Here is an 8,734-nt window from a genome sequence, read left to right on the forward strand (position 1 = left end):
CGCTGCAGCCGATTCCGACACGAACCGGCTTATTGGGAACATATCGGGCACCGCTAGCGCGGTGCCCTTGCCCTCTTCGACTTTCAGCCGCTGCTCTCGCTATCAACAATCTCCTTCGCAAGAGCGACGGAGTAATCTTGCCGCCGTCTTCCATTTTCAATAGAGCATAGTATACACAAATGGTAGTATTACAATTCCACCTGACAGACGGGTACTTTTGGGGTCCATTGAAACTACGGGAATTTATATCGGGGCTTTGCATAGGATCAACCGAAATGTCTACACGGGTTGGAATGGTAACTTCGACACTAGATCATGGACTCTCAGGCCCTAATCGGGTTCTTTTCAATATCTGTGATGAGCTGAACAGTCGTCAACTGAATGACTTCGATCTCAATTTTATTCATAACGAGCCTTCCGATCTCTCTATCTATACGCCTGATACCGAGGTTATTCTTCCAAGAGCGCCAGTCCGATTTGAGAGAGCCCTTGCTAAACTTGATCTTGATATTGTCTATTATCCACACTTTCCAAAGCTCCGACCGGGGTTCTTCTTTTTGGATGCTAAGAAAGTCATCCACCTGCACGGCGACTTACCCTATGCAATGCCATCACTGATGTCTGTTTCTGAAAGGTATAGACAGTACGCTATCGCGGCTTTCTATCGGTCGACCAAGCTTAGTCAGCAAGTAGATGCCTACTTTGCAGCCTCTGACAGTCTAATTAATAATAAAATTCGGGAGTTGGGTGTTCCAAAAGAGAAGTTTTTCCGGACAGAATATGCGCCAGCTATTTCCACTCGGATTGGTGAAAAATCCGCTCAAGATGAGGTTTTGGAGAGATTTGAGCTGACCCCCGGTTACATACTTGATGTTGCATCTAATTCGGAAAGAAAGAATATAACTAATCTTCTTAATGCAGTTGCTTCTCTACATCAATCCGGCATCAATGTTCCAAAATTGGTCATTGCTGGAGACTGGCGTGGCACGGAAACCCACCATTACGGTAAAGAAATATTAGGAGACAATGTTGTGTTTACCGGCTACGTTGATGATGATGTTTTAGCACACATCTATCATGGTGCAGGGTTGTACGCGAACCCAACAAGGCATGAGGCCTTTGGGTTGACAAATCTAGAGGCAATGGCTGCTGGCCTTCCAGTTATTACCAGCAACAAGTTCGCAGTACCCGAGGTTGTAGGCGATGCAGCACTTCTCATTGACGATCCCGAAGATACTGATGAGATAGCAAACAAAATCCAGCTCGTTATAGAGAACGCAGATCTGAGATCAGAACTATCGGATAAATCACGGATGCGCGCCGAGATGTATACGTGGGAGAAAACTGTTGATACAATCGTGTCTGTATTCAAAGAACTCTCATAGTGTCCACCTCTCTTTGACCGCAAGTGATGGTGCTTATTACTCTAATCCACTCCTCTTGAAACCTGTTGATAAAGCACTCACTGGCAAGTAGAAAAGCTATTCATCGCTCGAACCACTGTCTCTGTGTATGTTAGTTGTTGTTGGCTTAGATAGTTTTGATTCAGAAACTATTAGCCAATATTCGACCCCACATATTGACGCTGTCCGCGAGAGCGGCGAGGGTGGGCGCTTACATACGCCAGTCGGATTAGATAGGAACGAATTGATTACGCAAGTACTGTGGCCTTCAATGCTCGCCGGTGGCAACCCAAAAGATCTTTTTCCTTCCTATTTTGAAAACGTAGGTCAAAGCACTAAGCAATGGAACACCGCTATCTTGGAAAACCCACTGATTCAGCGATTTGAATCCCAGATCTCCTCGTCGCTGTCCACGGAGACAAAACAAAAAATGAAAAAAATAGCGGAGAGGCTGGGAGCACAAAAAGAGGACCTTGGTGAGAATCGACTTCAAGAGATAGACTCTCTGTTAGACGATGCCGATTCCCCATGTGTTATCTCTCTTCCAGGAATCAATGAAGATGCTGTCAATCGAGAACTGAAGGACCTAATTACACCAGGGTCTCCCAAGTCATCTTCGGATTTCTCGGGTTACATTCCCTCAATTGAATCATCAGCGTTCGAACGAAAAGCTCTAAGTGCCGATGCTGACCGCCTAATTCGACTGCTTGATGCCGTTGAATCACGGCAGCACGATTTCGTTATCTGTCACTTCTTCAGTATTGATCTCGTACAACATATTTGGGCTGACACACCATCGAAACTGGAAAGATGGTATGGAATATATGACGACTACGTTGGACGGGTGCGACAATCACTCTCGGAGAACGACACCCTAGTACTTGTCTCTGACCATGGCATGGAGACCGAAGGTATCCACTCAAAGCGAGCCTTTTATGCGGCCAACAAGCAGCTTTGGGAAGAGACGCCTCGGAAGATAGAGGATTTCCGTGGAGTACTCGAATCAGAATTACAGGAGCATTCGTCATCAGACGATAATGTGGAAGACAATACCGTCCAGATCTCCGGCGATACGAGGGAGCATTTGAAAGAACTTGGTTACTTTGACTGAAAAGTCGTGTATAGTGTAAATTGAAACGTCAGATATACCGCTTGCGTCCGATGAGCCTGACTCCATGAGAATCGCGCTAATGCGGCTTCAATCGTGATTTGCTGGATATAGCTGGCGGAGTTTGATGCGAGCGTCATCGGCCGTGAACTGCCAATCAATCTCGGATTCGTCCTCGTTTCGGGTGCGTTCCCACGCAGCGACCTCCGTACGGAGTGTCGCTGCGTCAGGAATGCGGCGGTCGAGACACTCCGTCCACAGGGCGCTGAATTCGATTTCCGCCATGTTCAGCCAACTGCCGTGTTCTGGCGTGAAGTGAAATTCGAGCTTACTGAGCAACCGACGGGCTTCTGTTGGCGGGAGATGTTCGTAGAAGGCGTACCGTTGGTGCGTGTTCAAATTATCTATCACCAACCGGATGCAGTTGGTGGAGGTCGATGACGCCGACGCGACAAAGCGGCTCATGGTTGCGATCACTTACAAAGAGATCGACGATCTGACGCAAACCGATGCTGCCGCACTCTACGGATTTTCCAGTAGTTGGGCCTCGAAATGGTTCACCCGACTCGAACGGCTCGCCGACGAGCCGTTCGAGGAGGTTATCTACGACAAACCACGAGATGGCAGACCAGCCGAACTCTCCGAAAAAGAGCACGAGCAGTTCGTTGAAGCTCTTCACGAGTCGCCCGAAGAAGTCGGATATGACGCGCCCGCGTGGTCTGTTCCGTTGGCGCGTCACTATCTCTCCGAGGAATTCGACGTTGAGTACTGTGAACGTCACGTCCGACGACTGATGTCCGAGGCCGGGCTGTCCTGGAAGACAGCCCGGCCGGAATACTACAAATCCAACGAACGGGCACAAGAAACCTGGCAAGAAGGCTTCAAAAAAAGCGCGACAACCTGGACGACAAATACACGATCCTAACCATCGATCAGACGCGACAGGTACTCTCGACGCTGATCTATGCGTGGTTTCCAGAAGGGGAGCGCCCGTCACTGCCGGTGACGAGCGCGTGGGACAGCATCAAGTTGCTCGGTGCAGTCAGCGATTCCGGCGAGGCGTTCTTTCTGCCCTGTGCCGAGAACTTCAACAGCGACACGACGACCCGTCTACTCAACGCACTCCAGACCGAATTCGGCGAGAAAATCTGCGTCGTCTTGGACAACGCGTCATATTTCACGGCGAACAAAGTACAGGAATTCGTCGAAGACACACCGATCGAACTGTGTTACCTTCCACGGGGTTCACCAGAGCTGAACCCCGTGGAAGAGTGTTGGCGACGCCTCGATCAGGTTCTTGGCAATCGTCTCTTCGACACATTAGATGAACTTCGTGAGGCTGCACTCACTGCGCTTGATGACATCGAGCCGCCGAATATTTTCACGTACCTATATCTTTGAGTATAAGCAGATGCTCTTCCTCTGACTCGTTGTCTGCTTGTGATTGTTGCACATCTTCCCCAAGCAGACGCTTCCTCTAACCCGATGTGATCGACTGAGGCTGGACCGCAGGTCATCCGCGGTCCGGCGGACGACCTGCGGTCCGTCGCCACCGACAACGGTTTCCAAGACTGGAACAACGAATATCAGGTGGCTGCGCTTGATGTCGAGTATCTTGTTCACTACCGCGGATCTTCGATGATGGCAACCGCAAATAACTCACTCATCCGAGCAAGGGGCTACACGCAACGCTGGATGCCTGAAACAACGTACTCCAGAGTCAAGCGAACGCAGGCCGCTGCCCTGCGTTCGCGGTTCTGGTATCGACAGTTCCGTGAGATCGTCCTTCTCTTAGCTCTCAACAACATCAAGAAACTCGCTAAGACGCTCTAATCGTGCTCCTGTCCTGCATTTTCAATAGAGCAGTCTTCTCCTCAATCAAGCGCTCGCTGGGCGTCGCCCTGCGAGTGCGTGCCTGGTACCGTGAGTTTCGTGAACTGCCCTGATGTGTGCAGTATACAATATCAAGAAGGCCGCAGAGCAGGAGATTCCACTCCCTTCGTGATTAAACACGGCCAAATATGTACACGGTGGAAAAACTCGAAGCGATTGATCCGCTTATGAAGGGCCCAGACATTAAACGAATGCTAAATGTCCGTATGAATTCGAAAGACCAAATTTGAAAATACCGCATCCTCTCAATGTAGAGAACATTATTTTTTGAAAAATCCAATTTCCGAATACCTTTTATTCACCTTCACTTACAAGAGCCGATTTTTCAGACAGGTGATTTGCTATTGTGTTGTGAAAAGAATTACCCTGAATCTGATAACTTCGATGGCGTATAGCCACAAGGGCTAAAAACATCTTAGGTACGGATTGTATCGGACTAACGGTTGACTTAGGATGATCTTCCCATATTACGGGAACCTCCTCAATTCGATTATTGAGGACCTCAGCCATAGCCACTATCTCGATGTCCCATGCAAATTCAGATTCATATAGGTGGTTTCGGATAGCCGACCAAGTTTCGTAATTCATTGCTTTAGCACCACACTGGTAGTCGTATAGCGATGCGTCGAAAAGCCGATTAGCAAGCCACACGAATCCGTCGCCTAGGCGGCGTCGGATAACAGACTGATGCGACCGTACATCTGCCTTGGGATGACGCCGAGAACCCACTGCAAGGTCTGTAGTACCCGATTGAACCGGATCAATGACATCATTCACCGATTGAGCTGGCGTACTCCCATCGGCATCGGCAAAGGCTAAAATATCAGTTTCTAATTTCTCAAATCCCTCAGTAATCGCCCGGCCTTTTCCCCGTCTTTCTTCAGCGATGTGAATCTCAGCAGGTGAGCCACGAATAGATTCAAAAGTTTTCTCTTCGGCGGCATCAATCTCAACCAAGATGGTGGTCGGGTTAACGACCGCCTCAAGAGAGTTCAAATAGTTTCGAAGCAAACTGACATCAGGCCGATAGGCTGGAATTACCAAACCGACGCTTGACGTCATTTGAGGCCCCCTTTCGTCATTTGGTATCGAATATCAAATTGGAAATTTACATAGCTATGTATGAGTTCTGAGTGATTTTTCTTTCCTTCTTCCAAGAACACTCTAGAACGACTCATATATCAATTGTTAATTCTGACTGCAGTGGCATCATTAATTTGTTTTAGTATTACGTAATTCCGATTCATGTCAGTCAAAGTTGACGCTTTCACCACCGCATAAGTGGGGCTGTTTTGGTTCGCCTTCTCCATAGTAAATGAATCGAGCGGTCTATTCACATAAAACGCAAATGTGTAATATCTGGGTTCCAAAGCCCCGACCTGGATATAAATAACTTCCTCAGAATCTGTATGCTCGAATGCGGTTGCCAGTTCTTGTTGTTGTTGTTGTGCGGCGCCACCCGCACCCACTCCAGATGGATAAACCGACGCAATGACAAGCGTAACAATCACTCCAAGTAGTAATAATTTCATAGTTGAAAGCCTCAAATAATTGTCGCTCTCATTGAATATGCCATTCCAAATGGTCACGATTTCAGTCCCAACCCGACCTATTAGTATCGTGAGTGGTGGCACCATCGGGAGGATGTACCACCCGTGATTTCCCCCTACAACTGCAAATGTGATTGGCACTGAAATTACCCACCAAAATAGGAAAATCTCACTGCTCGTGGATGAAAACCCTTTACGATAAATTAGCCAACCAATAAATAATGCTACAATAGTGATCGGCAGCAGATAATATTCATTTGATAAAATGAAATCAAAGTAAGGATAGTTCATGAAGCCAAAAATGGGATCACCATATGTAGTAAGTCCGCCCTGGCTTCGTTCTACCTGTCTAAGAATTAACCCTTGGATAATAGCGTCGCCGTGCTGTAAATAAGCATAAATTGGCCAAAGCAAGATCAGAACAGTACCCAATATTGCCCCTTTCAAAGCTTCTAGATTAATATAATATTGGCAATAAATCGCTACAATTGGTGCAAGTATTATTAGAAAAACACCGGCAGCTATTCCCTTACTAAGTACGGCTAACGCGGCGGCCGCCCCAGCAGGTAACAATAAGCTTGGGTCTTCTCGTCCACGATATGCCCACCAAACGAATAGGGTTCCAAACAAGACTAAGGGAACGTCCAACGCCCCGGAACGCCCGGAGTGGCCAAATGAGTAAACGCTAGGAAACACCAATAGAAACAGCCCGCTTATTACCCCTGCTCTCCAATCGTATAAATCTCTGCCGATCCGATAGACGACGACTGCCAAAACAACTGTTAGTAATGCTATTGGAAGCCTAGCAGCAAATGTGTTGATACCAAAAACACTCATTGAAGTTGCTTGCAGCCACATAACAAGTGGAGGTTTTTGGAAAAACGGAGTTAGGGCATCTGGCGCCCAATACATATGCGGTATGAGCCAATAATCATTTACGACCATATGTCGGGCTACATTCGCATAGATTGACTCATCCCAAACACTGAGGGGTGGTTTACCTAAAGCGGGGATATATAATAGTAAACCCACGGACACAAGGAGAAAGTGAATTAACCTACTTTTAGACAAATCTAGTTTTATCATGAGTCAGTTCCACCAATAAGGAACATAGCCAAAACGGTTCTGGATTTTCTCTATCAGCTCTACTGTCATTCGTCTGTATATAATACTCACGGTAATACTGAATAGCCGTGTTTCGAAGACGAATTATGTGTTAACACTCTCGCTACGACGTGAAAACACAATTTTCCACAGCCGTGAATCGTCATTTCTCATCAGCAAGAGCGTCTCAGTCGTCAGTTTCGCCCACCTAGTACCGTGGAGAGTAATATCGACCCAAAATATTGCTATCAGTCTTAGCTGACTCGATGGAAATTCTGCTATCCCATGAGAACATGGAACAAGATATGGGACGCAAGAGACCGATTCGTGTTTCGTGCCAGCGAGCACGTTTAACTGACTGGTCCAAGTGCGTAGGAAGCCGAGGCTTGGGCGTGACAGCCCGGATGCCGCCCGCGGCATCCGGGAAAGCCCGCATAGGTGAATCTCTGTTCCACGCGCTGGCGTCCCGGAGTGAGAATCAATGTACCTTGGAATTGACGTTCACAAGCGAGACGCACAGGTGGCAGTAATGGATGAAGCCGGTGAAGTCGTCGAAGAGGTTCGCGTCGCGAACGCGAACCTCGACGACCTTGCCCAGCGGTACGCTGGTGCCGAGGCCGTCATCGAAGCGACCACCAATTACTACCACATTCACGATACGCTGTCGGAATATTTGGATGTGACTGTTGCTCACCCTGGCAAACTCACGCTAATCGCAAACGCGGACAAGAAGACTGACCGCGTCGACGCCAAAGAGTTGGCGCGGATGGGTCGGTTAGATTCAGTGCCCGAGAGCTACGTTCCAACTGACGAGATCAGGGAAGCCCGCGCACGAGTGCGCGGGCGACAGAGATTGGTCGAGAACCGCACCGACTACGCCAACAAGATCCACGGGTTGTTGTCTGATCACGGGATCACGCGAGACATCAAGCCGCTGAGTGTGTCGGGGCGAGAGTCCCTTCGGGACCTCTCGCTCCCGACCCCGTGGGACGAGTTGTTAGCGTCGTATCTTGCGATGATCGAGACGCTTACCGAAGAGATTGAGCGACTCGAAGCGACGATCGAAGAGCGCGCTGGGTCTCTGGAGGAGACCCAGCTGCTGATGACGATTCGAGGCGTGAGCTACTACTCAGCGCTGATGATCTACTCTGAAGTCGGCGAGATAGCGCGGTTTGATCGGGACAAAGAAGTCGTGAGTTACGCTGGATTGAACCCGGTGATCCGCGAGTCGGGCGACTCGCGGATCGAAGGTAGCATCAGTACTTCACAAAGCTGGTTAGTTGAGACGTCTGCTTGCTGAGGATGTGTCCAAACACCAGAAGCAAGCAGACGATGAAATCCACGAGGACCAGCTCCTTAACTTTCTCGTCAACTCGCTTGACGAGGAAGTTGTGCTTGGACTCGGCAACAATGCTGAAATCGATGCTGTGGACATCTTAGAGGTCCTCGTCGGCGCATGCGCCGACGGGACCTCGATATCTGAACTCTGCGAGACCAGTGAAGATTCTCCCCACAAAAACACGGTTCTGTACCATCTCCGTGAGAAGTTCGACCTAGCGTCGGTTGAACAAGTCGGGAACTCACTCCTCCAAAAGGACGTTCTAGAGATCCTACCCAAGCAGGTGGAGGTCTGCGCAGACCTCCACCTGCGACCCTACTACGGTGACAAAGACGAG

Annotated in this window: 6 protein-coding genes and 3 pseudogenes; 6 read left to right on the forward strand and 3 right to left on the reverse strand. The window is 48.8% G+C overall.

Going from position 1 to position 8,734, the window contains the following annotated elements; genetic code table 11:
• The first annotated feature begins 275 nt into the window (after positions 1-275).
• Both G9463_RS22570 and G9463_RS22575 read left to right on the forward strand, forming a co-directional pair.
• Positions 276-1,385: a glycosyltransferase family 1 protein gene (locus G9463_RS22570; RefSeq protein WP_165897890.1), complete on the forward strand. Its 1,110-nt coding sequence runs from the start codon at positions 276-278 to the stop codon at positions 1,383-1,385.
• A gap of 127 nt (positions 1,386-1,512) precedes the next feature.
• Positions 1,513-2,514 carry an alkaline phosphatase family protein gene (locus tag G9463_RS22575; protein WP_165897891.1) on the forward strand — a complete coding sequence of 334 codons (1,002 nt, stop codon included), beginning with the start codon at positions 1,513-1,515 and terminating at the stop codon, positions 2,512-2,514.
• 87 nt (positions 2,515-2,601) lie between these two features.
• On the opposite strand, the gene G9463_RS22580 is transcribed toward G9463_RS22575, so the two are convergent.
• Positions 2,602-2,910, reverse strand: a complete 309-nt coding sequence (locus tag G9463_RS22580) for a transposase (protein WP_205254255.1) — start codon at positions 2,908-2,910, stop codon at positions 2,602-2,604.
• Positions 2,911-2,929: 19 nt separating this feature from the next.
• Here G9463_RS22580 and G9463_RS22585 point away from each other — a divergent pair.
• Together G9463_RS22585 and G9463_RS22590 are read left to right on the forward strand one after the other, a co-directional pair.
• A protein-coding gene (locus tag G9463_RS22585) for an IS630 family transposase (RefSeq protein ID WP_165897892.1) occupies positions 2,930-3,912 on the forward strand; the annotation gives its coding sequence in 2 pieces (ribosomal slippage) (positions 2,930-3,395 and positions 3,395-3,912; 984 coding nt in all).
• Positions 3,913-4,005: 93 nt separating this feature from the next.
• A pseudogene (locus G9463_RS22590) lies at positions 4,006-4,344 on the forward strand (IS5/IS1182 family transposase); the annotation flags it as partial.
• A 354-nt stretch (positions 4,345-4,698) separates the two neighbouring features.
• Here the strand turns inward: G9463_RS22590 and G9463_RS22595 are convergent.
• Positions 4,699-5,466: a glycosyltransferase gene (locus tag G9463_RS22595; protein WP_165897893.1), complete on the reverse strand. Its 768-nt coding sequence runs from the start codon at positions 5,464-5,466 to the stop codon at positions 4,699-4,701.
• 119 nt (positions 5,467-5,585) lie between these two features.
• Positions 5,586-7,040: a glycosyltransferase family 39 protein gene (locus G9463_RS22600; protein WP_165897894.1), complete on the reverse strand. Its 1,455-nt coding sequence runs from the start codon at positions 7,038-7,040 to the stop codon at positions 5,586-5,588.
• Between the two features lie 499 nt (positions 7,041-7,539).
• Here G9463_RS22600 and G9463_RS22605 point away from each other — a divergent pair.
• Positions 7,540-8,352: pseudogene (locus tag G9463_RS22605) on the forward strand (IS110 family transposase); the annotation flags it as partial.
• Between the two features lie 10 nt (positions 8,353-8,362).
• Positions 8,363-8,734, forward strand: a pseudogene (locus tag G9463_RS22610) (ISH3 family transposase); the annotation flags it as partial.

Source organism: Haloarcula sp. JP-Z28 (genome assembly GCF_011440255.1).
Classification (GTDB): Archaea; Halobacteriota; Halobacteria; order Halobacteriales; family Haloarculaceae; genus Haloarcula; species Haloarcula marismortui.